This window comes from Prosthecobacter vanneervenii, from assembly GCF_014203095.1.
Lineage (GTDB): Bacteria > Verrucomicrobiota > Verrucomicrobiia > Verrucomicrobiales > Verrucomicrobiaceae > Prosthecobacter > Prosthecobacter vanneervenii.
Genome location: NZ_JACHIG010000007.1, coordinates 174,910 through 200,015, shown reverse-complemented (window position 1 = coordinate 200,015; position 25,106 = coordinate 174,910). Strand labels below are relative to the sequence as shown.

At 60.0% G+C, this 25,106-nt stretch carries 20 protein-coding genes; 7 read left to right on the top strand and 13 right to left on the bottom strand.

The genetic code is table 11. From position 1 onward, the window contains the following. Positions 1–173 precede the first annotated feature (173 nt). A complete protein-coding gene (locus HNQ65_RS16835; RefSeq protein WP_281382116.1) occupies positions 174–2,495 on the top strand; it encodes a hybrid sensor histidine kinase/response regulator in 2,322 nt (773 codons plus the stop codon). Positions 2,496–2,529: 34 nt separating this feature from the next. After that, a complete protein-coding gene (locus HNQ65_RS16830; protein ID WP_184341029.1) occupies positions 2,530–2,970 on the top strand; it encodes a hypothetical protein in 441 nt (146 codons plus the stop codon). On the opposite strand, the gene HNQ65_RS16825 is transcribed toward HNQ65_RS16830, so the two are convergent. From HNQ65_RS16825 to HNQ65_RS16800, 6 genes are all read right to left on the bottom strand, one after another. Next, on the bottom strand, positions 2,971–4,155 hold the full coding sequence (locus HNQ65_RS16825; RefSeq protein ID WP_184341027.1) for a sialidase family protein: 1,185 nt from the start codon (positions 4,153–4,155) through the stop codon (positions 2,971–2,973). It lies immediately after the preceding gene. 7 nt (positions 4,156–4,162) lie between these two features. After that, positions 4,163–5,404, bottom strand: a complete 1,242-nt coding sequence (locus HNQ65_RS16820; protein WP_184341025.1) for an MFS transporter — start codon at positions 5,402–5,404, stop codon at positions 4,163–4,165. A gap of 78 nt (positions 5,405–5,482) precedes the next feature. After that, positions 5,483–5,758, bottom strand: coding sequence for a hypothetical protein (locus HNQ65_RS16815; RefSeq protein ID WP_184341023.1), 276 nt, complete (start codon positions 5,756–5,758; stop codon positions 5,483–5,485). Positions 5,759–5,773: 15 nt separating this feature from the next. Next, entirely contained in the window at positions 5,774–6,532 is a 759-nt protein-coding gene (locus HNQ65_RS16810) for a creatininase family protein (RefSeq protein ID WP_184341021.1), read from the bottom strand. Between the two features lie 19 nt (positions 6,533–6,551). Then, on the bottom strand, positions 6,552–7,802 hold the full coding sequence (locus tag HNQ65_RS16805) for an SGNH/GDSL hydrolase family protein (RefSeq protein ID WP_184341019.1): 1,251 nt from the start codon (positions 7,800–7,802) through the stop codon (positions 6,552–6,554). A gap of 49 nt (positions 7,803–7,851) precedes the next feature. After that, the gene (locus HNQ65_RS16800) at positions 7,852–9,798 is read right to left on the bottom strand and encodes a RecQ family ATP-dependent DNA helicase (protein WP_184341017.1); all 1,947 of its coding nucleotides are present in this window, start codon (positions 9,796–9,798) and stop codon (positions 7,852–7,854) included. Between the two features lie 128 nt (positions 9,799–9,926). On the opposite strand from HNQ65_RS16800, the gene pelA reads away from it, so the two are divergent. Beyond that, positions 9,927–11,168 carry a pectate lyase gene (gene pelA / locus HNQ65_RS16795; RefSeq protein WP_184341015.1) on the top strand — a complete coding sequence of 414 codons (1,242 nt, stop codon included), beginning with the start codon at positions 9,927–9,929 and terminating at the stop codon, positions 11,166–11,168. 66 nt (positions 11,169–11,234) lie between these two features. Here pelA and tig read toward each other — a convergent pair whose 3' ends face one another. Further along, positions 11,235–12,584, bottom strand: coding sequence for a trigger factor (tig, locus tag HNQ65_RS16790; RefSeq protein WP_184341013.1), 1,350 nt, complete (start codon positions 12,582–12,584; stop codon positions 11,235–11,237). A gap of 140 nt (positions 12,585–12,724) precedes the next feature. On the opposite strand from tig, the gene HNQ65_RS16785 reads away from it, so the two are divergent. Both HNQ65_RS16785 and HNQ65_RS16780 read left to right on the top strand, forming a co-directional pair. Then, positions 12,725–13,225, top strand: a complete 501-nt coding sequence (locus tag HNQ65_RS16785; RefSeq protein WP_184341011.1) for a hypothetical protein — start codon at positions 12,725–12,727, stop codon at positions 13,223–13,225. Positions 13,226–13,235: 10 nt separating this feature from the next. Then, on the top strand, positions 13,236–13,565 hold the full coding sequence (locus HNQ65_RS16780; RefSeq protein WP_184341009.1) for a hypothetical protein: 330 nt from the start codon (positions 13,236–13,238) through the stop codon (positions 13,563–13,565). A 52-nt stretch (positions 13,566–13,617) separates the two neighbouring features. Here the strand turns inward: HNQ65_RS16780 and HNQ65_RS16775 are convergent, their stop codons facing one another. From HNQ65_RS16775 to HNQ65_RS16765, 3 genes are all read right to left on the bottom strand, one after another. Then, entirely contained in the window at positions 13,618–17,052 is a 3,435-nt protein-coding gene (locus HNQ65_RS16775) for a WD40 repeat domain-containing protein (RefSeq protein WP_184341007.1), read from the bottom strand. A gap of 373 nt (positions 17,053–17,425) precedes the next feature. Further along, the gene (locus tag HNQ65_RS16770) at positions 17,426–18,850 is read right to left on the bottom strand and encodes a S1C family serine protease (RefSeq protein WP_184341005.1); all 1,425 of its coding nucleotides are present in this window, start codon (positions 18,848–18,850) and stop codon (positions 17,426–17,428) included. A 38-nt stretch (positions 18,851–18,888) separates the two neighbouring features. After that, a complete protein-coding gene (locus HNQ65_RS16765) occupies positions 18,889–19,188 on the bottom strand; it encodes a Smr/MutS family protein (RefSeq protein ID WP_184341003.1) in 300 nt (99 codons plus the stop codon). A gap of 112 nt (positions 19,189–19,300) precedes the next feature. Here HNQ65_RS16765 and HNQ65_RS16760 point away from each other — a divergent pair, with 112 nt between their 5' ends. Both HNQ65_RS16760 and HNQ65_RS16755 read left to right on the top strand, forming a co-directional pair. Further along, entirely contained in the window at positions 19,301–21,154 is a 1,854-nt protein-coding gene (locus tag HNQ65_RS16760) for a SulP family inorganic anion transporter (RefSeq protein ID WP_184341001.1), read from the top strand. An 18-nt stretch (positions 21,155–21,172) separates the two neighbouring features. After that, the gene (locus tag HNQ65_RS16755) at positions 21,173–22,279 is read left to right on the top strand and encodes a site-2 protease family protein (RefSeq protein ID WP_184340999.1); all 1,107 of its coding nucleotides are present in this window, start codon (positions 21,173–21,175) and stop codon (positions 22,277–22,279) included. 8 nt (positions 22,280–22,287) lie between these two features. On the opposite strand, the gene HNQ65_RS16750 is transcribed toward HNQ65_RS16755, so the two are convergent. Genes HNQ65_RS16750 through HNQ65_RS16740 form a run of 3 tightly spaced genes read right to left on the bottom strand, consistent with a single transcriptional unit; the run spans position 22,288 to position 25,100 of the window. Next, positions 22,288–23,331, bottom strand: a complete 1,044-nt coding sequence (locus HNQ65_RS16750; protein WP_184340997.1) for an HD domain-containing protein — start codon at positions 23,329–23,331, stop codon at positions 22,288–22,290. Next, a complete protein-coding gene (locus HNQ65_RS16745) occupies positions 23,328–23,630 on the bottom strand; it encodes a PLDc N-terminal domain-containing protein (protein WP_184340995.1) in 303 nt (100 codons plus the stop codon). The genes HNQ65_RS16750 and HNQ65_RS16745 overlap by 4 nt, the downstream gene beginning before the upstream one ends. A 51-nt stretch (positions 23,631–23,681) precedes the next feature. Next, a complete protein-coding gene (locus tag HNQ65_RS16740; RefSeq protein WP_184340993.1) occupies positions 23,682–25,100 on the bottom strand; it encodes a TonB-dependent receptor in 1,419 nt (472 codons plus the stop codon). Positions 25,101–25,106: the final 6 nt, after the last annotated feature.

The window sequence follows — 25,106 nt, the reverse complement described above, 5'->3', positions numbered from 1 at the left end:
TTGCATTCTTCCACCACCCCTCATTTGCCCGATTTTTGAGCCGAACAACCCTCCATTCGGGGGTAAGTCCGGCAATATTATTTATTTATAGTTTTGAAGAATTAAATAAAGAGTCTTAGATTTCTTATGGCGTTTCTAATTCATATCGGTTAGAATAGTGCCACCACCGGGAAATGACCAGCACTGATCGCACGCGCATCTTGATCGTTGAGAACGAGGGACTCGTAGGCTGTGACATGGCTACGACCCTCGGTAAGCTAGGGTATCTAGTCGTTGCCATCTGCTCGTCTGGAGAAGAGGCGCTTGCTCGTTTTGAGGAGTTTCGTCCCGATCTTGTCCTGATGGACGTTCATCTGGCAGGACAGCTCGATGGCATAGAGACAGCACGTGAATTGCAGCGCCGAGGCAGCGTGGCCATTGTTTACGTTACGGCCTGTGCCGACCTCGACACCGTGGCCCGCGCCCGCGAAACCCACCCCCACGGTTACTTGCTCAAACCTTTCAACCACGACGAACTCCGCCTGGCTGTGGAAGTGGCCGCCCAGCGCCACTTTGAGGAAAATGAACGACAGCGCCGTGAGCACAGCTACTTTGAGGCGTTTCAGAGCCTGGCAGACGGCGTGATCGCTGCGGATCTCTCCGGTGGCGTGGTATTCATGAATCCCTCCGCTGCCCGCACCACAGGGTGGAATGCGCAGGAGGCCATCGGCCGCTCCCTGCACGAGGTCTTCCGCATCTTTCAGAGTACGGGAGAGCCCGCTGAGATTCTCTCCGCAGAAGCTCCAGCAGACTCCACCGAACGCACGGTGTACCTGACCAACCTGGCGGGAGAGCGTGTGGCCATCCATGACCGCTCGGCACCGCTGCGCGACGCCCAGGGACACCTGTCTGGCCTGATCATCCTCTTCCGCGCTGCAGTCACCGCGCCTGCCCCTATGGAAACCGCCGCAACCACCCGCAACACCGCGCCTCTGGTGGACGTGGTGGAGAGCATTTCCGACCCGCTTTTCTCCCTCGACTCGCGCTGGCGCGTCACCTACGCCAACGCCAGCGCCCTGAGGCTTTTTGACCGCAACCTGCAAAATATGCTGGGGCTCTCGCTCTGGGACATCATGCCCAGCGCCACCCGCGAGCTGCACCACGAGGCTTTTGCCCACGCGATGCTGCACCGCGAGACGGTGAACCGGGAGATCTACCTTGATGAAAAGCAGATCTGGCTGGAGCTGCGCGGCTATCCTTTTGGCGAGGGGCTGCTGCTGCTCATTCAGGATGTGACCGCCCGCCGCGAGGAAGCCGAGCGCCGCAACCGAATCGACCGCCTGGAGTCCCTCGGCCTGCTGGCGCGTGGCTTTGCGCATGATTTCAACAACCTCCTTACCGTGCTGCTGGGAAACATCTCGCTGGCAGAGATGCGCCTGCGCAATGCCATCACGCTGCCTGAGCTGCACACTGCCAAGCAGGCCACACTGCAGGCGCAGAATCTCGTGCAGCAGCTGCTGACCTTTGCGCGCGGCGGTGCACCGATCAAAACCCAGCTCCGCCTGGGAGACCTCATTGAGACCTTTTTCACCCACCACACGCGTGCAAACCGGGTGGAATACCGCGTGGAGATCCAACCAGGGCTGCCGCAGGTGGCGATCGACAGCGCGCAGATCCGCCGCATGCTCAGCAATCTGATCCGCAATGCCGAGCAGGCTCAGCCTGAAGGCGGAGAGATCGTGGTGCGCTGCTTCGCGCCTGACCACGCGGAGATGTTCCCGGGAGAAATGGTGGCCGACACCAACTTCCAGCCCTCCGGCCTGGCCATTGAGGTGGAGGACAGAGGCGAAGGCATCCCTGCCGAGCACCTGCCGCACATCTTTGAGCCCTACTTCAGCACCCGCAAAGCCGACAACGCCACCGGCCTGGGCCTGACCGTATGTGAATCCATCGCCAAAGCCCATGGCGGCTCGCTGACGGTGAGCTCCGAGCCCGGCAGGGGAACAACTGTGCGTTTCTATCTGCCGCTCGACTCCGACAGCGAGGAGGCAGACGCCTTTGGCCTCAGCAAGGTCTTTGACACAGCTCCGGACCTCACGAACTCCAATCCGCGCATCCTCGTGCTGGAGGACGATCCCCTGGTGCGCTCCCTGATCGTCCGCAATCTCACCAGCAACGGCTTTGATGTGGCTGAAACTGCTGAAGGCACGGAAACAGTGCGCCTTTATCAGGAGTCATTCACCCAGGGCCGTCCTTACGATCTGGTCATTCTTGATCTTAGCATCCCCAATGGCATGGGCGGTGTGCGTGCCATGGAAAAGCTGCGCGCCATCGACCCAGAGGTCTTTGCCATCGTTTCCAGCGGCTATTCGGACGATCCTGTGATGGCCAACCCCGCCGCCTACGGCTTTGCCTCTGTGCTGCCAAAGCCCTACGAGCCTGCCGACATGCTGCGCCTGGTGCGCAACATTCTTTCCACGCGTGGCATCCGCCGCACCTCATCGCAGCAGGATTGACAATCGTGCCCAGGGTGCGGAATAGAGCACCCGCATGCACGAACAGGACCTCCTCGACAAACTCCGGAAGATCGAGCGCCTCTATGCAGGTGCTGCCACGCCGGGGGAGAAGGAGGCGGCGGCCGACGCCATCGCACGAATCAAGCGCCGCATCGGCGAGGCGGCCAAGGTGGAGCGGCCCATTGAGTACAAGTTCACCCTGACTGACAGCTGGTCGAAAAAACTCTTCACCGCTCTGCTGCGCCGCTACGAGCTCAGGCCCTACCGCTACACCCGCCAGCGCCGGAACACCGTCATGGTCCGGGTACCACGCAGCTTTGTCGAAGAGACGCTGTGGCCGGAGTTTCTCGAACTCAGCAAGGTGCTGCAGACCTACCTCGACGAAGTGACTGAACGCGTGATCTCCAGCGCCATCCACGAAGCCAGGGACGGCGAAGTGGAGGAGGAAGTCGTGGAGGGCGAGTATTTGGAATGATCAGTCCCGCCAGATAATGCGTGCGGCATAGACGCTGTTGTCCGCGCCATATTGATTGTCGGGCTTAATGACGTAGTCCGGGCCGTTCTTCTGCATCCACTCGGCCACGGTGACCCAAGTTTCGTTTTCGCTGACTTCGCAGATGCCAAAGTTGCCAAGGCGTGCGCCGCGCTCGGGCACCAGGATGCTCTCGGTTTCGCGCCTCACGGTGAGCGTGCCCTTGTCCACCTCAGCCATGAACAAGGGAGCACGATGGCGAAAGACGTGGTCGTTGCTGGCACCTCGACGGGTGTACACGAGATAGAGATGGTCTTTGTGCGCCACCCAGTGCTGCTGGGTGTTGTAGTTTCCCAGATCGCCACCGCTGCTCCAGTCCCAGCGTTTGGATTCGCTGAAGTGCAGGCCGTCATCGCTGCTGCACACGTATCCAGCGGTGTCGTTGCGCAGCGTGAGGTAAAACTTCCCAGCGCAGCGAATGAGGGACGGCTCGTACACACCGCGCCCTGACTCCAACATAACATCATTGCCCTGCTCAATGAAGCGCAGCGTGCTGCCGTCAAAGCTGCAGCGCAGCACGGTCACACGGTAGTATTTGTCTCCCTGAGCCTTGAAATAAATGGGCAGGAGGATGTCGCCGTTTTCCAGATCCACGCGCTGCACGCAGCCCGCTCCTGCGTTATAAAACTTAGGATCGGCGGGCATGGCCAGCGTGGCCCATGGCGACCATGTGTTGTGCTGCGGATCATAAACGGAGAAACAGGTCTCACGCGGACGCTCGTGAATAACCTTGTCGTCCGTGTAGCGCACCGTGTGGCCGATGCCGAGCAGCTTGCCGGATGTGGCGTGCCACTTGGGAGTGAAGTCACATGCCGCCACGATGACGCCGCCCGCTTCTTCACGCCGGCCCAAGGTGTCCGTGTTTTCCACGGGCTGCGTCCAGGTGCGGGCCATGTCCGATGTGCTGACGTGATTCAGGGCGTAGAACACATCACTGCCGGTGAGCAGGAGCTTCTGCATCGTCAGCACCACTTGGGGCGTGCTGCCGGGAATGGCACCTGCGCGCGGATGCACCCAGCACGTTTTGCCGTCGTAGCCTTTGGTGATGGTTTCGAGCTTCAGCTTGTACGGCTCGGCAGCAGTCAGCACCGATGTGAGGAGGAGCGTGGCAATAAAGCGGCAGATCATGCGCCACTCAACGCTCCTGCACTGCGGCGTCCTTCGGCTTTTGCCTGTCCCAGAACAATTTCATAGCGATGACCCCCAGCCACGGCGCCAGCCCTGCCAGGGCCATGCCGAGGTCGAAGGATTTTGTTTCGTCCACCAGTCTGCCAAAGAGCTTGTGCATGGGGGAGGACACCGCCCACACCCAGGTGCTCAGCAGGCCCGTGAGCCGGCCCACATGCCGGTCTGAAAGCTCCTGCACAAAGCTGTAGTAGCAGGGAAAGAGCGCCAGCGCACCGGCACCGACGCACAGCAGCGCACCGATCAGCGGCCAGCCCTTGGGCAGCCAGAACAGCAGCACGCTGAAGGAGGTGAGCACGCACGCACCCGCATACACCCAACGCCGTGCACCATGCGCCGAGAGGCCAAAGCGCCGCGCCAGCCACAGCGAGATGAACCCCGCCATGATGCAGCCGACATCCGTGCCGATGTAGTAGGCCGAGTTGAAAGCCAATGCCTCCACCTCGGGATAGCCGCGCCCCTCCTGCATGAACTTGGGCAGCCAAACACGGAAGAGGTGCCAGCAGGTCTGCGCGCCAAAGATCAGCATCGCCAACGCCCAGAAGCGTCCGCCGAGCAGGATGCCTCCCAGGCTTTCGCGCTTGGAGGGATCATCCTCCACCTTCACATCCAGGTCGTTTTTGCGCATGGACAGGAACCACACCACCACCCACACCAACCCGATGTAGCCGATGGCCTCAAAGGCCCGCCGCCAGCTGGAAAGCTCGTCCGTCATGAGCCAGATCATGAGCGGCGGCGTGACCACAGCGCCGATGGATGCTCCGCTCTGCAGCACGCTGTTTCCCATGGTGCGGTCCTTGGGCTCCAGCAGCGCAAAGGTGGTCTTTAGCGCGCATGGCCAGTGACCCGCCTCAAAGAAGCCCAGCAGCACCCGGCACATCAGCAGCGGCCAGTAGCCATTCGTATGCGCCGAGGCAATGCCCATCAGCGACCAGCCGCTGAGCACCACCGGATAGAGCCAGTACACCTTCACGCGGTCAGCCAGGAAACCAAACAGCAGGGACCCCACCGCAAAGGCCCAGCCAAAGGCCAGCTCCACATCACCATACTGCTCCTGCGAGAGATGAAACTCCTTCGTCACACGTGTGGCCGCATTTGCCAGCGTCTGCCGATCCATGTAATTGATCGTCGTGGCCAGCAGCAGCAGGCCGCAGAGATACCATTTCCAGAGGGAGGAGCGCGAAGTGGGCATGAGGTGATTACGGCGTCAAAATGAGTTCACTGCATTTTTCTTTGTTCGCATGAAGCAGGCCACTGAACACGGCTGCACTCATTGCCTTTCTCGCCTGCTTTTGAGCACGTGCTTGATCATCCAATAGACCAAGACTCCATACGGCGACAACGCTCCCATCCAGACAGCACTTACCGTCTTCCAAGAAGGGTCTTTCCGTATCGCTGCTGGCGCCACCGCCCAAGCATCAATGATGGCCATGCCAAAAAGGATTGGCACAAGAATTTCGCTCAAACTCTCTCTCCTGATCGGGCCGATCACCAACATGGCAAACCAGCCAATCGTCCCAATCGGAGTGAGCAGATCTGGATTCATTCGAAGGTCACCATATCACCCCTCCCAGCTCCTCCCATCCCACGCAATGACGCGTTCCAGCATCTTCACCACGGTCTCGCTGAAGCACTGGAAGAGCACCTCTCCTTTTTCCGCCGTGGCGCTGCGGGGATCTCCCACATGGCCGGGCTCGCTGCGGTCGGTCATGATCCAGCCGCGTGAGGCGGGCTCGAAGGGATTGCCAAAGGGAACGTCGCCCGTCTTGGTCAGATCGCCGACGAGTTCGGGGCGCAGGCGCAGGACCATGCTCGTCTCCCACTCACAGGCATGGCCCATGACGCGCTGCTGGATGGAGGGATCGCGCGTCCAGGGCTTGGCGCCGAGGTTCCAGTAGGTGGCAAAGAGCAGCAGCAGGTCGCTGCGATCGCGGTATTTCTGCCGTGTCTCAAACACCGCCTGTTTTCCAGGGATGTCGTTGCCGCCGTGGCCATTGAGAAACACGAGCCGCTTGAAGCCGTGGGCGATGAAGTTTTCCATCAGCCCGTTGAGTAAATCGAGATAGAGGCGCGGCTCCGCCGAGAGGGTGCCGGGGAAGTCCATGTGATGATGGGAATTCCCCAGCCACGTGAGCGGCGCTATGAGTACACGCTCACCCAGCACCGCCTCCGTACGACGAATAAGTTCGTTGGTGAGCATGCTGTCGGTGAAGACCGGCATGTGCCTGCCGTGCTGTTCCAGAGCGGCGACGGGGAAAATCACCGGCGTGTCGCGGCTGAGCGCGTCCACCTCGGACCACTTCAAATCGGCCAGTTGCATGCTCGTAAACGGGATGGGGTTACTTGATTTCCTCGACCTTGATCGTGTGAGTGACAGGCTTGATGAACTTGCGCACGTTGGCATCCTGCTTGGCGTGCTCGTCTCCCAGCTTCTTCTTCAGCTTGGCCAGCGCGGCAGCCACCTTGGGGTCTTCCGCTGCTTCTGCGGCCACCGAACGCATGTTGGTGACGAGGTTCTTGATCAGGATGGTTTCAAAAGCCTCTTTCTGTGTGATGGCGTTGGTCAATGCGGCGAAGTCATTGTCGAAAGGCGTCTTGGTAAATTCAGCAGCGAGATTCACGCCTGCCTTGAGCTGCTCGCTGGTGAACTCCTTGCTCTGCGTGCCCCAGGTGACCTTGGCCTTGGCGCTGCCGAGATTCACGACTTTTAGAGTGAGGCGGTTGAGGTCTTCATTGAAACTGGTGTAGGGCAGGATGCTGCGATTGCTGCCAGCAGATTTGGGGTCGGCATCAAACACGAAGGGCCATTTGGTGCTCTCCAGGGTCACGCTACCGTTCTGCCCGCCTTTGACCACGTGGCCGCTGCTGGCCTTGCTCTCGCCCTTCATGTCCAGAGAGATGGTGCCGATCTCGCCGTCAAACCCCAGCGCCTTGAGAAAGGCCTGCGCCATGAGCAGCTGGCCCGCTGGGGCGGGATGGAAGCCGTCGCCACCAAAGGGGCCGTATTCCTTGCCCAGCGCCGCCTTGGACTTGGTGAGCGCGCTGATCATCGTGTCATACACATTGGCAAAGGGCACTTTGTTTTCTTCCGCCAGCTTCTTGGCGATGTCGCGCAGGTGGGCAAGGTTGTCATTGTAGTCAGCACCGGTGACGTTCTTTTTGAAGAAGTCCGGGTCCACTCCGCCGGGGGAGCCGATGGCCATGGCCTTCACGCCGACCTTCTTCATGCCCTCGATCACCAGGCGCATGTTTTTCTCATACTCGGCACCGACTTCCGGTGCATAGGGGCGGTAGCTGCCGTCATTCATGCCGTAGCAGGTGGTGGCCACATTGGGATTGAACACCGCCAGGTCGTTTTCCAGGCGGGCTGCGAAGCCGCCGGCGCGCTCGCCGCTCCAGCCAAACTGGCACACCTTGATGTCGCTGCGCCCTGTGCAGGCCAGCAGGTAGGTCTCGATGTATTTGGAGTAAATTTTTTGCTCCGTGATGCTGTCGCCGATCACAGCGACGCGGGCGTTGGGAGGCAGGATGGATTCGGCACGGAGGCCGGTGGCGATGCAGATGAGGGAGAGAAGCGGGAGGATACGCATAATGACAATCCTCATACCGTCAGAAAACGCGCGTTCTGACAAGGATTTCTTATCGCAGCATCGTTTCTGTCTGCGCCAGCACGTCTCCAAACGGAATGGTTTCCAGCAGACCAAAGCTAGGATGCCTGCCCAGCCGCTCCCGCGTCGTGGCGGGACTGGTAAGCCCGCAGAGGAAACGGGCCAGCTGGCGCGCGGAGCGCAGTGCGGGTTTGCGCTCGGCGATGACCTCCCGAATGGCCGCCACGTGCTCGATGGTGATCGGCGGCGGCTCTGACTGCGGGATGACGCGCGGCGCATCGTCGGCCACGCCTTTTTCACGCTCTTTGCAGCTGGTGCAGGTGCCGCAGTCGGCCTCCATGCTCTCGCCGAAGTAGTCCAGCAGGCGGCGCGTCAGGCAGCCGCGATGCCGCGCATAATTCAGCACCTCCTGCAGCCGCTCCACATCGCGTTCTTCTCGATGCGCAAAAAGCTGCTGCATCTTTTTGGTGATCTCTTTCGGATCTCGGCGGTGTGCTTCTTCAGAGAGCCGGTATTTCTGGCGGCTGCCACTGGGCTTGAGTTCGATGTCTCCTGACTCCTGAAGCCAGGTCAGCGCCTTGAGCACGCGATCTCGCGGCTCCTCAAGCTCAGCCGCGGCTTCATCGGGGTTGATCGTGGTCCACTTGGTGCCGCGCTTGCCGCATTGAAACAACCGGCGCAGAAAGGCCTGCCGCTCCGCCTTGTGTCCGGAGAGGATGCGCTGCTCCGGCTGGATGAAGCGGTACTGGTAGCTGGCATAGAACGAGCCCAGCGGGCGCAGGATGCCGTCCAGCTCCAGATTGGTGATGACTGTCTCGATCACCAGTGGGCGGATGTCCGTGGCATGGGCCAGGTCATACATGGAGACATCAAACTCCGTCCCGCCCAGCAGCAGATGGTCCAGCAGCTGGCGGATGGCCTGCGGCGTGGGCGTGTCTCCAAAGGTGAAATTTTCCAGCACAATGCAGTCGTCCCCACACGCGAGCATCTCGCACACGGAGGTCTTGCCATCGCGCCCGGCGCGACCGGTTTCCTGCGAGTAATTCTCCAGCGTCTTGGGCAGGTTGTAGTGATACACTGCACGGATGTCTGATTTGTCGATGCCCATGCCGAAGGCGATGGTGGCCACAATGACATCCGTCTGGCCGCTCATGAAGGCATCCTGCGCTGCGTGCCGGTGCTCGTCTGGAAGACCCGCATGATAGGCGAGGGCATTCACTTCATTCCTTTGCAGATGCGTGGCCACTTCTTCAGCGGTCTGCTGCAGGGTGACATAAACGATGGAGGGCAGCTTGCGCTTTTGCAGCAGGCGCGTGAGCACGCCCAGCCGCTGCCGCGTGGTGCAGGGCGTGATGCGGAAATGCAGATTGGGCCGCAGAAAAGAGGTCTGCACATGGTCCTCGTGCGCGATGCCAAAGGCCTTGCGGATATCCGCCGCCACCGAGGGAGTGGCTGTGGCGGTGAGCGCCAGCACAGGCCGGATGCCCAGCTCCGCCGCAACGTGCGCCAGCCGCAGGTATTCGGGACGAAAATTGTGCCCCCACTCCGAGATGCAGTGCGCCTCATCCACCGCCATCATGGAGATGCGCAAGCGCTTCAGCCGCTCGATGAAGTTTTCATTCATGAGCCTCTCGGGGGCGATGTAGAGCAGCTTCAGCACCCCGGTGCGCATGTCATCAAAAACCTGCGCCACCTCGGCAGCGGAGAGAGATGAGTCCAGCCGCGCTGCGGCAATGCCTCGTGCCTGCAGCGCCTGCACCTGATCCTTCATCAGCGCGATGAGCGGGGAGATGATGAGCGCCACCCCCTCCATGAGCAGCGCCGGAAGCTGGTAGCAGAGGGATTTCCCCGCACTCGTGGGAAAGAGCGCCAGCGCGCTTCTCCCAGCCAGCAGCGCCTCCATCACCTGCTGCTGTCCCGCGCGAAAAGCCGCATGGCCAAAGTGTTGTTTCAGGGCGGCGTGGAGATCGTGGGGCATCAGTCTCACCAAGGAGCGGTGATGTGGCGGCCGGTCAAGGTCTCGACACACAAGATGGATAAGCCGCCGCAATGGCGGGCATCAGAAAATACGATTCGTGCCTCAGAGCCAAGGGGTTACGATTGAGCATGATCACACGCTCGCTGTTCCTCCCGCTTGTGCTTGCCACCGCCGTCCTGGCTGATGAGAAACCTTTCACGATGCTCACGGACGATCTCCTGGCGCAGCTCCCAGAAGCACAGCGCACTCAATGGACCTCCTACATCGCGAAATCCCGTGATGCCGCCGCCAACGAGCACCGCATTCTTGCCGATGAGTGCCAGAAGGCCGGGATGGAAAAATCCACACCCGCACCCGGCAACCGCAAGGAGTTTGAATTCAGCAACGACACGCCTGCCGAGTGGTTTGGCAGCGCCGAAAACCAAAAGCTCGCGGAGATCGTCATCAGCTACCAGACACCCACGGGCGGCTGGTCAAAGGCCGTCGATTACACCCAGGGTCCGCGCCAGCCCGGCACGCACTGGACCGCCCAGAACGGCGACGCCTGGCACTACTGCGGCACTTTTGACAACCGCACCACCACCGAGCAGCTCAAGTTCCTGGCAGGCGTCTTCACCGCCACCAAGCGTGAGGATGTGAAAGCTGCGCTGATGAAGGGGCTCGAATACGTCTTCGTGGCTCAATACCCCAACGGCGGCTGGCCGCAGAACTACCCCGTGGAGAGCGGCTACCATGAGGCCATCACACTGAATGACGATGCCATGATGCACGCGCTCGAATTGTTGCTCGCGGTCACCAAAGGCGAGAAACTCTTCAGCTTCGCCGATGATGCGCTCAAGCAGCGTGCGCAGGCTGCCTTTGACAAAGGCATCTCCAACATCGCCGCCATGCAGGTGAAGATAGATGGCACCCCCACCGTCTGGTGTGCGCAGCATCACCCGCTCACGCTCGCACCGGTGAAAGCGCGCGCCAAGGAGCCGCCCTCGCTTAGCGGTGGTGAATCAGCCAACCTGGTGAAGTTCCTCATGCGCTACGGCCCCACCACACCGGAAATCATCGCCGTGATCGACTCCGCCACGAAGTGGTTTGAAGCGCATAAGCTCACCGGTCTGCGCAAAATCAAGACAGCAGAGGGCAAGACCGACTACATCGAAGACCCCACCTGCACCGATGTGATCTGGGCGCGCTTTTACGATCTGCAGACCGGCAAGCCCATCTTTGCCGGCGCCGAGGACGGCATCATTTATCCAACCTTCCAAGAGATGGCTGCGAAGAACAAAGTCGGCTACGACTTCTTCAGCACTCGCCCGAAGGATCTGCTCGAGAAGGAGGCCGCACGCTGGAAAAAGCGTCTCGAAAAGGCCGAATAAAAATGGCCAAGGCTGCATCGCTGCCGCCTTGACCATTTCTTGAGGGGTTAGTGATCGCTCAGCTGATTACTTGCTGTGCGTGTCGCAGTGTTCCGGCTCGGGGTCGGTTTCTTCGACGACGGCCTTGTCCTTGATGAACTCCAGGGCTTCCTGCAGGAGGAGGTCGCTGCGCACGTTGTCGATGAGTCCGTTCTTCTGAGCCTCGGCCATGAACTTCTTGGCAGGCATCTTCTGGTGCTCGGCGATGCGGGCCAGCGCCATGGCGATCTTCTGGCCGGGCACTTCGAGAGCTTCCTTCTTGGCCACCTGCTCGAGGATGAAGCTGACCTTCACATTCTGGCGGGCCTGGTTGGTGGCGCTGTTCAGGATGTCGTCCTGCTGCTTCACCAGCTCTTCTTCGCCGATGCCCTGCTGCATGGCGCGCTGGGCGATTTCGTTGGTGCGGCGCTGGGCTTCGCGGTTCACGACTTCCTGCGGCAGCTCAAATTCCACCTTCTCGGTCAGATGAGCGATCACCTGGTTGGACTTGGCGGCATCGCGTGCCTGCTCGCGGCGGCGGCGGATGGCGGCGCGCACTTCCTCGCGCAGGGTTTCAGCGGTCATTTCATCACCGCCCACCTTCTTGATCAGTTCGTCGGTGAGCTCGGGCACCACCTTGTCCTTCACGCCGTGGCACTTGGCAGTCAGGGCGATGGTCTTGCCGCGCAGACCTTCAAAGCGGAAGTCATCTGCAATGGTGACATTGATCGTGCGCTCTTCGTCCTTGGCGATGCCAACGAGGCCTGCGTAGAAGCCGGGGAGGAAATCGTCTTCTTCACCCAGGAGGAACCAGTTTTCCTTCATCTCCTTGAGGTGGTCGGGGGCGTCCGGCATGGCCTCGCCGAGCGGCTGGCCGTCCAGGCTGCCGGTGACGCTGAGCACGACGACATCGCCGATGGCGGCGGCACGCTCCACGTCTTCATAGGTGGTGTGGTGCTCGCGCAGGTGCAGGATGTCGTGGTCCACATCGGCGTCCGTCACTTCGATGCGCGGCAGCTTCACCGGGATGCCGGTGTACTCAGGCAGCTCAAACTTGGGAGCCAGCGTCATCTCGATGGTGAAGCTGAAGCTCTTGTCCGTGTCGTGGTACATCTTGTCGTTCACAGCCAGGACGTTGAGGAGTTCGAGTCCTTCGCTCTTCACGGCCTGGCGCAGGCCGGCGCTGATGAGCTGCTTTTCCAGTTCGTCCTTCACTTCGTTTTCATAGCGCTTGGCCACGATGCTCTTCGGCGTCTTGCCGGGGCGATAGCCGGGGATGCGCACCATGCTGGCGTAGTAGGAGATGATTTCGTCACGCTCTTTGCCGACTTGTTCGGCAGGAACGCGGACGTGGGCGACGGCGCGGCAGTTGGGCTGATGTTCGACGTTGATGTTCATGAGAAAGAGGTTAGGGGCGAGGTGTTTTCCATCCCAAAAGCCGGGCGGTGGGGAGCCGCGTCCGGGCCGGAGGGGCGCGCATGATAGACAATTTGACGGATTTGACAAACAGAGATCGAGAACCCTGTATTTAGCCCCCCATGCGTATCTTTCAGAGATTTGAGGTCTGGCTGCTGCTTATCGCAGGAGGAATCGCCATCTGGTGGGCTCTTCAGGCGGGTTCCAACCCGGCCGAAACCAGCCCTGCCGCCGAAATCGACGCCTCATCCCCCGCCCTGCAGCTGCGCCGCTGCACTCTGGTGCGCGACTTTGGCAATGCCCGCCTGGACCTTGAGGTGCGCTACAAAAACGCCAGCCCCCGCCCCCTCTACCTGCAGCCGCCGGACGTGCGCCTGATCAATGCCGCCGGAAAGGACGTGCCCCCCTTCATCCTCCCCGTGGAGCGCCCCCCCAGCATCGAGGCCCAGACCACCTCAGACGTTCGCCTGCGCTTCTGGCTGGAAAAAGCCGACCTCTCCGGCCCCCTGACCTTGGAAATCCGCGGCCAGAAACTCGAAGTTAAAAACACCACCCCGCTGGACCTGGAAAAGCTGGAAAACGCCAAGCCCAAGGTGTGGTCGGGGGCGGAGTGGAAACCATAAGCCCACGGCTGTGAACCCCAAAAAGCCTAGGAAAGCAGGCTTTGGAGCCTTGGCTTTGCTGCTTCTCATTTTCTGGGGGCCTCACTGCATTCAGTTGTTTTACTATTTCACGACTCCGCCAGCCGTCATTTCATCCCATCGCCAGGAATACCAGCGCCTGGCGAACGAAGAAAGCGACCTAGCAACTGAGGCTAGGATGGCCAGCATCCGTCAGAGGAGTGCGCTTTATCTATGGTTTCACGCCCGTGGTTTGAATATCGACGAGGGAGATGACCATGAGAGCCAATGGGAGTCCATCAAACGCCCCTGGCAGGAACTCATTCAGTATTGGAGGCTTTGATATTTCTCAGCCCCTCAAAACCACCCACGTCGCCCCCCAGGAGCCGCTGCGTTCACCGGACGTTCAAATAAACGACGGGGGACTTCTCAGGGGCCTTGTGTTGAAAAGGCAGACAGTCCGCAAATGCCTGTGTGACGGTGTCAAAGCTGGCCAGCGGCATTTCAGTGGCTCCGTGGCAGAATTCGGCCATCTGTCTCGGTGGCAGCGTCACCTCATACTCGAGCTTGAGGAATTTGGGGTTAGGCCAGGAGACCTTGGGCTCGGCGGCAGCGCCCTCCTGATAAAAAGCCAGCAAGGTGGCCGGCCGTTTGGGCCCGTCAAATTCCACGATCAGCGCCCCGCCCAGTTCACGGGCAGCTCTTGGAGTCGCATTGGCTTCCACCGGCCGCCCACTGGCGTCGTACAGCGCCTTGATGGGCTCTGAAAAGCTGCTGACATACGCCACCTTGGCGGTTCTAGGCTCCGCCTCTTGGTTGATGAAGATGTCCCGGATGAGCGACATGTGCTGCTCCTGGGAAAAAGCGGGCCGCCTGGATACCGTCACCTTCTCATCCATCGAAGAGCCGTAGAACATGTAGGTTCCTCGTGGAGTCTGAGTCACACCACGATCCTCTACGTGCAGAAACACCCCCATGTCGCTGCCAGACAGCGGAGCTCCATCCAGCCAGAGTGCGTGTGCGCAGGCAATTCCCGTAGGGTTGTAAAGACTGCCGTCGGCATTCTTGCCAAATCCTTCTCTCAGACTGCTGGCACTTCGCAGGTTCAGAAACTGGTGCTGTTCCATAGGTGGCAGGCCATAATTGATGCCCCGGGACACTGCCGAAAAGACCACCTGCTCGCCAAAATCTTGTGGAAACGGCGTCTTGAAGTGGTCAGGAGCCACACCTTCTGGAAGCGGCTCTAATCGCACTCCATGCGCAAGATACCGCGGATCTCCCGGGGGCAGCAGTGCTGAGTGGTGCACAATCAGGGTATGGGTATCGGGCTTCCACTGCAGCCGGCAGGTCTGCCCGCCAGAGGAAGTGCGGAACCAGAAGATGGGCACATTGGGCAAAGTACCGGGGGCTGGTAGTGCAGCCAGCCAGATGGCCTCAGGATTGACCTGCAGGTTCCCGTCGGCATTGATCTTCACAGGTTGAAGACTCGAATCGACAAGCTGCTGAGTCTGTGCAGGAAAACGCACTTCAAACTCGATCTCCACCTGCTTGTCCCGCGCCGAAAGATTGGTCAGCGTGTCTGTGAACGTTAAAAATTGGTGAAACCTGCCTACTGGACTGCCTGTCTGCCGGGAGATCCATACATCATCCAGAGATCCCTCGGCGTAATGAATCAGACCTGCGGCGATCTCCGGATGCTTGTTGGCGGGCAGTGGGATAAATTTCGGATCGTTCCGGCTGCGCATGGTTTCCGCCCAGAAATCCCGCTGAGCATGAAAGAGCCGCGTCAGAATCCCAGGATGGGCGAGACGCTGCCTCTGCATCTCAAACTCCTTGCCATTGATCCGCAGACGTCCCGCCTCTGGAAACGTTTCTTTTTTGCTGACGGTACCATTCCCAAAGAAAGTCCAGACGCCGCTTCCAAACATGTGTTCACGGCGGCTGTCGCTTTCTCTCACCGGCGGTGGCCCCTGGGGAGCGGGTGGCGGCGCGGGAGCAGCGGCCGACTTTGCAGGCTCCAAAGAAGCCTTGGCAGGCTGGGGCGAAGGTGCAGGCACGGTCAGCTTGGCCACATCCCAGATGGAGATGGCCGTGTTTTCATGACCGCACGCCAGCAGGCTGCCGTCGGGAGAAAGGGCCACGCAGGTGGCGTCATCGGTGGGCAGAAGTGCCAGACCGAGAAGTTTCCCCGTTTCGATTTCCCATACAAAAAGATGCTGGTGGCGGCGCACGACATCCGTCATCACGGTGGCACAGCGTTTTTCATCCTGACTGACTCCAGCACGCATATTGATCACACCAGACCATCGGAGCGGGGTTTCAAACCAAGGCAACTGGGTTTTCCCGTCCAAACTGGTCACACAGAGACGATCGTTGGCCTGACGGACGACAAACTGTCTTTTTGGCAGCACCGCCACTGGCTGAGGCTGCACAAGCCGTCCAGACCTGGCAGCATCAGGAACTCCAGGCGTACTGGGCAGTTCTTCTAGGGTGCCTTGTGGCAGATTCAGGCGGCTCCATCTATAATTAGATTCAGAAAACATCACAAACGTGTCATCTGGTGCGAAGAACCAAAGCTGTGGTGCCACTGCAGGAAAGCGCTGGGAAATGGAACGCGTGCTGCCGGGCCCAAATTCCTTGCGAATACCAGCTGGTTGTTCCCCGTTGGTGGTCAGAATCCAGGATGCGCTCTGATTGGCGAAGACTTCTGTGCGTACACCGCCGTTCCAGCCAAGTCGCACCCCTCCAAAAGCCAGCTGCGGGTCAATTACCTGGACTTTATCTCCTGGTGGTTCCGCAGAGGATGGCAGCTTCCATTTCAGGACATCGCCATATTCATCTGACAGGATCTCAGTGTCATTGGCCGTCAGCGAGAGGGTACGGAAAGTTCTTTCGTCGTAAAAGTGGTGGTCAAAACTCTTCAGCCATGCGCGCGGCCTGCGCGTGGCCACATCCCATGCCCAAATGCCTTCAGTATCCACGGCCAGAAGGGTCTTTCCATCTCCAGTAAAGCGCAGCTGATGGGGCCGCCAGACATTCTGCTGCAGCCTTCCAGGCTGGGTGGCATCTGTTTCCCGAATGCTCACGATTCTAAGGCCGTGCTCATGCTCCACCAGCAAATGACTGCCGTCCGGAGAAAGAGTGCCTCCGGCATTTTCATCCAGCTTGATGCTGTGCGTCTTTTTGCTCGTGAAATCCAAAATGCGGGCGGAATTCACGGTGAACATGACGAGCTTCTGGCCGTCCGGGGTGAACTCAACATCGCGCAAATTTCCGATCTCAGACTGCGGAGAAGAGCGGAAGTCGAAATCCTCATACACCACATCCCATTTCCCACCGCGCAACTCGAGGCAGGTAAGGCCAAACTCCGTGTGGGACACCATTCGCCGCATGTCCGCAGAAAGCGTGACATGCCCCTCCATCTGCTCCAGCGGCGGACAATCAACCCGCATGGGCTTCAAAGTAGACAGAGAGATCTTCAGCAGCGCACGCCCGTCATTTTCACGATGGATCATCCAGAGCTCACCGCCCCTCATCATCAGCCTTCCGGCATCGAATGACAGGGATTTCGACCTGCCTGGGAAATCATGCTGCTGCAGCAGGGCTCCAGTCGCGGCATCCAGCAGACGCAGGCTCATTTGCTCATGCCACGTGCTTAGCACGACCACTTTTTTATCATCGGTAGTAAACGCGGCGCCGCTGATGCTTTCGCCGTCCCTCATGGGCAGCTTCCACATCCGACCGCCATCCTGAATGCGAAAGCAGCCAAACGCCCCCTCCGTCCAGGCCATCGTGTTTTTCGTGGGATCCAGCTCCGGCTGGTCGTCCATACGCCTGGATCTTGCGCAGAGCAGATCTCCCTTTTGCGAAAGGCACCAGGCATCACCGACATTCAAAAGAGCAGAACGCATAGCGCGCATCGTTTTGGCATCTGGCTGCCACAGTGACACCGGATTGATCCCTGATCTCCACGACTCCATGCTGATGATCTTTCCACTGCGGTGCCATACCAGTCCTCCATTGAGGAAACTGCCGCACCCAGGAATCCCAAAAAATCCCTGAAGGGCCGGGTTGGGTGGATTGAACGGACCCAGCTTCGCCTCCTGGGCGGCAGACGTACCCGCCAGGCACAACACAACACAGACCGAACTCGAGACTAACAATGATGACATGCTCATGAGTGGAATTTGAAAAAGAAAGATGTTACTTTTTAGCGGCCGCAGGCACCACCAGCCCGATCTCAACCTCTCCGCCGCTTTTTCGCAGGACCTGCAGCAGCACGGCGGATTTTTTAGGCATCATGCGCTGCATAATTTTTTCCGCCGTCTCTCCTACATAGGGGCTTGGAGTCTGCTTGTTGACGCTGAGAATCATGTCTCCTGCGGACAACTTGAGGACGCCTTCACTCGTTTTGTAATCCTCCAGCACTTGCAGGGCGTGAAAATTTTCGCGCAAGAGAAGCTTGTTGCGCAGCCTTTCGTCCACCAGCGCCACTTTCAGCCCGGGAAGCAGCTCCCCTTCCAAAGTCGGCGGCAGAGCGCGGGACGGAGCATCCATCAGGGTGGCTTCAGCCTCATGCAGTTCTGATGCCCGGTAGTAGGAGAGCTTTACGACGTCACCAGCTTTCATCGTGGTCATACGCATGAGAAACCGCGCCCGGCTGGTCACTGCCTGGCCATTCACCGCAGTGATCACATCTCCGGGGAGCAGCCCCGCCTTGTCCGCAGGCTGACCGGCCTCGACGTGCACCACCACGGCGCCTTTCACGGCTGTGTTCAGCTTCAATTCTCTGACCACGTCTGCATCCGTGTCCACAAACCGCACCCCCAGCATTCCGCGCCGAACACTGCCGTCTTTCAGCAGATCATCCGCCACTTTGACAGCGAGATTGATCGGAATCGACAGCCCGATGCCCTCTGCCCTTCCAAAGCGCGCCGTGTTCATGCCAAAGACCCGCCCGAGTCCGTCCACCAGCGGGCCTCCGGAGTTGCCGGGATTGATTGCGGCATCTGTTTGAATGAAGTCCTGCAGTCTGCTGGCCAGCCCGCTGATCTCGGAGCGGCCGGTGGCGCTCACGATGCCCAGCGTCACTGTTTGCTCCAGGCCGAATGGGCTTCCCACCGACAGCACCACGTCTCCCGGTTGGACTTGGTCACTGTTGGTCAGCGTAGCCGGCTTCCAGGCACCGCTCCTGGCACGCAGCAGCGCCACATCCGTGGCCCTGTCCATCCCGACTATCTCCGCAGGCACATCCATCTGGCTGCCACGCGCCCTGAGCCATATCTCCTGGGCTCCATAAACCACATGATGGTTGGTCATCACCAGCCCTTCAGGAGTCAGCACAATCCCGGTGCCAGACTCCGGACCCATCTCGTTTTTTTCCTCGAATGCGTCCGGCGTCATGTCATACGCATCCACCCGCCATGCCGTCTTGGTCTTCCACTGCTTGACCCAGACCGTGACCACGCTGTCATGGATCGCTGAGACCGCACTACGATAACTCAAAACAACAGCTCCGGCGTTTGGCAGCGGAGCATCATCACGCTTTAGCTTTTGCTCCAGATCCTCCGCAGCCGGAATGAGGCTTCGACTTATAAGAACAAAGGTCAGGCCAAAAATAACGCGCATTTTTTTTAAGCTATCAAGCATGCTGACAGCTGGCAATATCAGAGTGAATGCAAAACCACCCACGTCGCACCCCAGGAGCCGCTGGCCTCTTCCGCAGGCCAGATAAACTGCTGTACCTCAGGCAGTTTCTCCAACAGCTGGTGCACCCCTACCCGCAAGGTGCCGGTGCCTTTGCCGTGGATAATGCGTACCTGTAGGATGCCCAGCCTGCGGCATTCAGAAAAATATTCCGGCAGCAAACTGCTAATGTCCTGCGGCCGGAAGGTGTGCAGATCCAGCTCCGGACCGATGGGATGCTCCACCACCTCGGGGATCGGCTCATCAGCATCTAAGGACATGGCGGAAGGTGTTGGTGCAGGCCTGGAAGTCCAGCAGCAATCCGTTGCTCACAGTGCTTGTGCTCTCGGCGGGTGCGTCTAGCATGCAGCAGGTGCTTCCAAGGAGTTTCTCTTGCTATCCCAACTACGAGCCTGGTCCGAGCAGCTGCGTGATTACGCACGCCAGGGACGTGCAGTGCTGAGAAACGTGGCCGATGGCAACACCTTGGACCCTTTTCCCCTCAAGGAGATACTGAAGGGCTACCACAAGGAATTCCTCAAGGCCGACTTCAGGAGTGGCCTGGACGGTGCGCTGCTGGCTATCCCGCAGGGCATGGCCTTTGCCGTGGTGGCGGGGCTGCCGCTGGCCTACGGCATCACCTGCTCGGCGGTGGCCTGCGTGGTGGGGGCGCTGCTGATGAGCTCGCGGCACTCCATCTACGGCCCCACCAACGCCACCGCGTTCATGGTGTCGTCCTACTTTGCCTCCTTTCCCAATCTAAACCAGCTGGCCTCCATGCCGATGCTGGTCTTCCTCGTGGGTGCGCTGCTGATCTTTGGCGCCTACTTCCGTGTGGCGGAAATGGCCCGCTTCATCAGCCGCGCTGTGGTGGTGGCCTACCTGACCGGTGCGGCTCTGCAAATGTTTGCGCATCAGCTGCCGGTGGTGCTGGGCCAGCAGCTTGAGGAGGCCTCCGGCAGGCCCATGGCACGCACCCTGGTGTCCGATGTGCACGATGTACTCTCCCACCTGGGCTCCATCCACTGGCCCAGTGCGCTCATCTGCGTGCTGGCCATCGGCAGCTACTACGGGCTCAAGCGCTTTGGCAAACGCTTCCCTGCGCTGACGATCACACTCATCCTCATGTCCCTGATTGCCGTGGCGATGAACAAGGCAGGGCTCAAGGTGGCCACGTATTCGGACCTCAGCTTCACCTGGCGCACACTGCTGCCCCCCTTCCCAGACTTCACCAGCGGCAATGCCTCGGCGCAGTTCAGCCAGCTCTTTGGCCTGGCGCTCTCGCTGGCCTTTGTGGCCATGATGGAAAACTCCGCCATGGCCCGCACACTGGCCAGCCGGTCCGGCCACAATGTGGATCCAAACCAGGACATGCTCAGCCTGGGCGCGGCCAATCTGGCCTGCGCCTACCTCAGCGGCATGCCTGCCTCTCATTCCCTCACCCGCTCCCTGGCAGCGTATGAAAGCGGAGCTGTGTCCCCGCTTTCCGCCATTTTCAGCGGACTGGTCTGTCTGGTGGCGGCGCTGACGATCGGCCCGCTGGTGGCGTATGTCCCCAAGGCTGCACTCGGTGCCATGGTCATCTGCGTGGCGGTGGCACTCATCAACAAACGTCAGATCTACATCTCCCTGCGCGCTACTGGCTCGGACGCCATCGTGTTTCTGACCACCTTCTTTGCCACCCTGCTGGTGCCGCTGCATGTGGCCATCTTCACCGGTGTGGGCATCTCCATCATCCTCTACCTGCACAAGGCCAGCCAGCCCTCCCTGGTGGAGTATGAGTTCAATGCAGACGGCCACCTGGCCGAGGCACAGCAGGGCGGACGCCAGCACCCGGCCATCTCCATCGTGCATGTGGAGGGCGATCTGTTTTTTGCCTCCGCCGACCTTTTCCGGACGCAGATCCAGCGCTTCTGCGCAGATCCCAACCTGCGCATCGTCATTCTGCGCCTCAAAAACGCCCGCCATCTGGATGCCACCTGCGCCATGGCCATTGAAGAACTCATCCGCATGCTGCGCGCTGACGGACGCGATCTCATCGTCAGCGGCGTGGCCAAGGATCTTTACCGAGTGCTCAAAGATGCCGGCATGGTGGAGGTGATCGGCAAAGAAAACCTCTTCCTGGCCAGTCCGTCCAATCCCAACGTCTCCACCCGCAATGCCCTGCGCCGCGCGCAGGATATTCTGGGCATCAAGGACGCCGACGTGCGTATCTACTACGACTCATCGAAAGCTCCCAAACCTTAGCCAGTTTCATCCCTCCCCATGAAGTGGTCCTTCCGACTTTTTACCCTGGCCGGCACCGAGGTGCGCGTGCATGCCACCTTCCTGCTTCTGCTGCTTTTTGTCGCCGGCGATGGCTTTCTCAGGGGGCAGGGCATCAGTGCAGCGCTGGAGTCCATCCTGTTCATCACCACCATGTTTGCCTGCGTGGTGCTGCACGAGTTTGGCCACGTCCTGGCCGCACGCGGCTACGGCATTCGCACGCCGGACATCACGCTCCTGCCCATCGGTGGCGTGGCGCGGCTGGAGCGCATGCCGCGCAAGCCCTCCGAGGAGCTCGTCGTGGCCGTCAGCGGGCCGCTGGTGAATGTCATCATCGCCGCCGCCATTTACCTCGGCTTCGGCATTACTGCCGCATTGAACCCTGGCTACAATTTTCTTAAATCTGGCGGCTTCTTCGAAAAGCTCATGGTGTGGAATGCCTTCATGGTTGCCTTCAACCTCATCCCCGCCTTCCCCATGGACGGCGGCCGTGTGCTGCGCGCGGTTTTTGCCATGTTCATGGACTACGGCACCGCCACACGGCGTGCCGCCTCCATCGGCCAAGGGCTGGCTATGCTGGTGGCAGTTTACATGCTGCTCAATGCCACGCTGCACCCCATGCTCCTGCTCATCTGCTTCTTCATTTTCATGGCCGCCGGGCAGGAGGCCGCTGGCGTGGCGCAGCAGGAAGCCACGCGCAACATGCGCGTGCGAGATGCCATGCTGACCGATTTCCGCACCTTGCCACCGGATGCCACCCTGCGGGACGGCGTGGAACTGCTGCTGACCGGTGCGCAGCAGGACTTTCCCGTGCTCGATTCCCATGGCGGCATGCAGGGCATGCTGACCCGTCATGATCTGATCTCCGCACTTGCGGAGAAAGGCCCCTCGGCGCCCGTGGTGGAGGTGATGCGCCCCTGCCCGGACTCCACCTCTCCCGGCACCGATCTTTCGCAGGCGCTCGATGCCTTGAATGCAAGCGACTGCCCGGCCATGCCTGTACTGGAACCCGGCAGCGGCAGGCTGCTGGGCCTGCTCACTGCCGAGAATGTGGGCGAGACGCTCATGGTGCATGCGGCGCTGATGAAGCTGCGCGGCTCATCCTAGCAGCGTGCTCACACTGCCTGCAGCGGTGCAACGATGTTCACTGGCCAGGGCGAGAACTTCTCAAAAATGCCAGGAGCCAGCTCCTTGCTGCCTGCATAGCCACGGCGGAACATTTCCAGCTTGGCGTCAATATTGTCCACATGATGCAGCACGATGGCCTCCGGCGTCTTGGGCAGCACCGGAGAGCCAAACTCCAGCGTGCCATGATGCGCCGCGATCAGGTGCAGCAGATGCAGGCGCACCAGCTCGGAGGCGGGCTCCAGCGCAGACCATTCGGCGGCCGCGGGCTCTTCAAGAAGATCGCGCCACATCCGGTTTACCAGCTCCAGCCCTAGCGGAATATGACCCAGCATCTCGGCGGTCATATTGTAGGGCATGGTAAAGCCGCTCTCCGCATACACGTTTTCCCAGAGCTTGCCGCAGTCGTGGAAGAGCACGCCCGCAATCAGCAGATCACGGTTCAGATGCGGATACACAGCCGCGATGGCCGCTGCGCTGCGCATCATCTGCGCCACATGCTCCACCAGTCCGCCACGGCGTGCGTGGTGGTTCTTGCGCGCTGCACCAGTGCGGCGGAAGCGCTCGCCATGGCGCTCCATGAAGACGCTGCACAGCCGCAGCAGGCGCGGATCGCGGATGGATTCGATGAAACCCACGATGTCGGTGTAGTCCGCCTGCTGACGCGCGGCCAGCTCCGGATCTCCCAGCAGGAGCGTCACGGTTTCATCCTCGCTAAGCGTGCGCATCTGCACCTGACGAGGCTCGATGCCGTATTTGCCCTCCACCCACTGGCCCGCAAGCTGGATGAAGGCATTGCGCGTCAGCCTGGCCACGTCTTGAAACAGGGGATTGTTGTCAAACACGCGCCACACCAGTGAATCGGCCGCATCCACCAGCTTCACCTCAAAGAACGGACTTCCGGCGCTGGTGGCCTTCTCAGTGCGCAACTCCACCTGCAGATGCAGCCGGTAGGGCTGCGGCGACTGGTTCACGACCTGACGCAGCTGCGTTAGGGAGATGAGATCGAGATCGTCTGAAAGTATTTCGCTCATGAAGTGGGGTCTTTGGTGTGCCCAGGATTATTTTGCCAGGGAGTGCCTGAGGTGTCTGAGAGCGGGGCACGGCTTTTCGGTGCGTTTCCAGGAACCTTGTCGTCTTCACTGATGAGCAGGAAGAGGACAATACCGATCACAGGTGCGAAAGTGGTGACCAGAAACCACAGAATGCGCTCCTGGGTTCCAAACCGTCTGCGGTTCAGCAGATAGGCCAGCACTGCGCAGTAGATCAGCGCGTACAAGATCCAAGCTGTAATCCAGAATGGGTCTGAGCTGATGAATTTGAATTCCGGCATGGCACCGCGAATTCAAGCGGCTGCCTACAGAAAAGCAACACTGCACCCGTATTACATCACCGGCTGCCCGATCTCGCGCCACGGTCCCTGCTTGAGCACAATGTCCGGCACCAGTGACTGCCACTGGCTGTCACGAGCCAGGATCATGTTGCGCACCTCCGCGCTGGTATGGAAGAGGAAGTCCTGGTTGGGCTCCTCCAGTGCGCGCACACTCTGGGTGTCGATCAGGTAGTGCAGCAGGTGCTTCTGCTCCGGAGTCACACGGGCGTCGTTAACACCCACGATCTGCCCGTTCATCGGGTTGCCCATGGGATAGACATACACACGCACCTGATTTTTGAAGAGACGTCCAAAGGCTTCGAGCAATCCGCCTTCCAGATCGGTGCACCAGCGTTCATTGAACAGCTCCTGGAAGAGCGGCAGCCCAAGCACGATGCCAATGGGGCACTGCGTGTGGCGCGCCAGATAGCTGCTGACGCGGTGGAATTCAGGATACTTGGAGATGAGCACATTCTTGCCCAGCGCCTGCAGCACGTCTGCGCGTGCCAGGAACTCGCTGTCAGGCACCTCAGCCCCGCTGGCCAGCAGGTTGTGCATGGTAATCTCCAGGATCTCGACGTTGTTCTGCGCTGCCTCTCCAAAATCCGCTTTAAAGGCAGCCTGTCCGCGCTCGATCATGTCGAGGTTGAGTTTGGTGATGGGGTCAAAGCTGCCGCGCTTGAGGAAGACCGGCTTTTTGTAAAGCACATCCGAAGCCTGCCAGATCTCGCCATCCGCACCAAAGAGCGCGGCATCTGCCAGCCCCAAACGCACCAGTTTCAGAGCCACGAGACGATCCTGATACTCTGATGCGGCAAACACCGGACCGGTGAAGTCGATCATGTCGATCTCGACACGCTTGCGGCTCAGATCATCCAGCAGGCTCTGCAGGAAGGAGGACAGGTCATTCCGAAGGTAGAATGCGGCATAGAGCAGGTTCACGCCGAGCTTTCCCACAGCGTCTGACTGGCGGGCATTCGAGTCATCGAGCAGGCGCACGTGCAGCTGGATTTCATTGCTGGGGCCTCCGGGTTCAGTCTGGAAGCGCAGCCCCAGCCAGCCGTGACATTCCTCCTTGGTGTCGCGGTAGGAGCGGGCACGGATGGTGTCTGCAAGCGTGAAGAAGGTGGTGGTGGTGCCGCGCTTGGCATTCAGGCGCTGAATGAGCATGGGATATTCATGCTCCAGCATGGCGCACATGCGCTGGCGGGAGACGTAGCGCGAACATTTGCCGTAGATCTCATCGCTGATCGTCATGTCATAGGCGGACATGGTCTTGGCCACCGTGCCCGAAGCACCACCTGCACGGAAAAACCAGTTGGCGATCTCCTGACCGGCGCCGATTTCAGCAAACGTCCCGTAAATGGTGTGCGCGAGGTTGATCTTCAGTGCTTTTTCAAGTGTGCCGGGGCGGTCGTTGACGGAGTTCATACAAGA

Excerpts from the sequence above, each read along its gene's own strand:
- HNQ65_RS16820 (WP_184341025.1), bottom strand. The coding sequence starts at position 5,404 with ATGCCCACTTCGCGCTCCTCCCTCTGGAAATGGTATCTCTGCGGCCTG.
- HNQ65_RS16745 (WP_184340995.1), bottom strand. The coding sequence starts at position 23,630 with ATGCCGGAATTCAAATTCATCAGCTCAGACCCATTCTGGATTACAGCT.
- HNQ65_RS16825 (WP_184341027.1), bottom strand. The coding sequence starts at position 4,155 with ATGATCTGCCGCTTTATTGCCACGCTCCTCCTCACATCGGTGCTGACT.
- HNQ65_RS16765 (WP_184341003.1), bottom strand. The coding sequence starts at position 19,188 with ATGTCCTTAGATGCTGATGAGCCGATCCCCGAGGTGGTGGAGCATCCC.
- HNQ65_RS16750 (WP_184340997.1), bottom strand. The coding sequence starts at position 23,331 with ATGAGCGAAATACTTTCAGACGATCTCGATCTCATCTCCCTAACGCAG.
- HNQ65_RS16810 (WP_184341021.1), bottom strand. The coding sequence starts at position 6,532 with ATGCAACTGGCCGATTTGAAGTGGTCCGAGGTGGACGCGCTCAGCCGC.
- tig (WP_184341013.1), bottom strand. The coding sequence starts at position 12,584 with ATGAACATCAACGTCGAACATCAGCCCAACTGCCGCGCCGTCGCCCAC.
- HNQ65_RS16805 (WP_184341019.1), bottom strand. The coding sequence starts at position 7,802 with ATGCGTATCCTCCCGCTTCTCTCCCTCATCTGCATCGCCACCGGCCTC.
- HNQ65_RS16740 (WP_184340993.1), bottom strand. The coding sequence starts at position 25,100 with ATGAACTCCGTCAACGACCGCCCCGGCACACTTGAAAAAGCACTGAAG.
- HNQ65_RS16800 (WP_184341017.1), bottom strand. The coding sequence starts at position 9,798 with ATGCCCCACGATCTCCACGCCGCCCTGAAACAACACTTTGGCCATGCG.
- HNQ65_RS16770 (WP_184341005.1), bottom strand. The coding sequence starts at position 18,850 with ATGCGCGTTATTTTTGGCCTGACCTTTGTTCTTATAAGTCGAAGCCTC.
- HNQ65_RS16785 (WP_184341011.1), top strand. The coding sequence starts at position 12,725 with ATGCGTATCTTTCAGAGATTTGAGGTCTGGCTGCTGCTTATCGCAGGA.
- HNQ65_RS16835 (WP_281382116.1), top strand. The coding sequence starts at position 174 with ATGACCAGCACTGATCGCACGCGCATCTTGATCGTTGAGAACGAGGGA.
- HNQ65_RS16830 (WP_184341029.1), top strand. The coding sequence starts at position 2,530 with ATGCACGAACAGGACCTCCTCGACAAACTCCGGAAGATCGAGCGCCTC.
- HNQ65_RS16755 (WP_184340999.1), top strand. The coding sequence starts at position 21,173 with ATGAAGTGGTCCTTCCGACTTTTTACCCTGGCCGGCACCGAGGTGCGC.
- HNQ65_RS16815 (WP_184341023.1), bottom strand. The coding sequence starts at position 5,758 with ATGAATCCAGATCTGCTCACTCCGATTGGGACGATTGGCTGGTTTGCC.
- pelA (WP_184341015.1), top strand. The coding sequence starts at position 9,927 with ATGATCACACGCTCGCTGTTCCTCCCGCTTGTGCTTGCCACCGCCGTC.
- HNQ65_RS16775 (WP_184341007.1), bottom strand. The coding sequence starts at position 17,052 with ATGGACGACCAGCCGGAGCTGGATCCCACGAAAAACACGATGGCCTGG.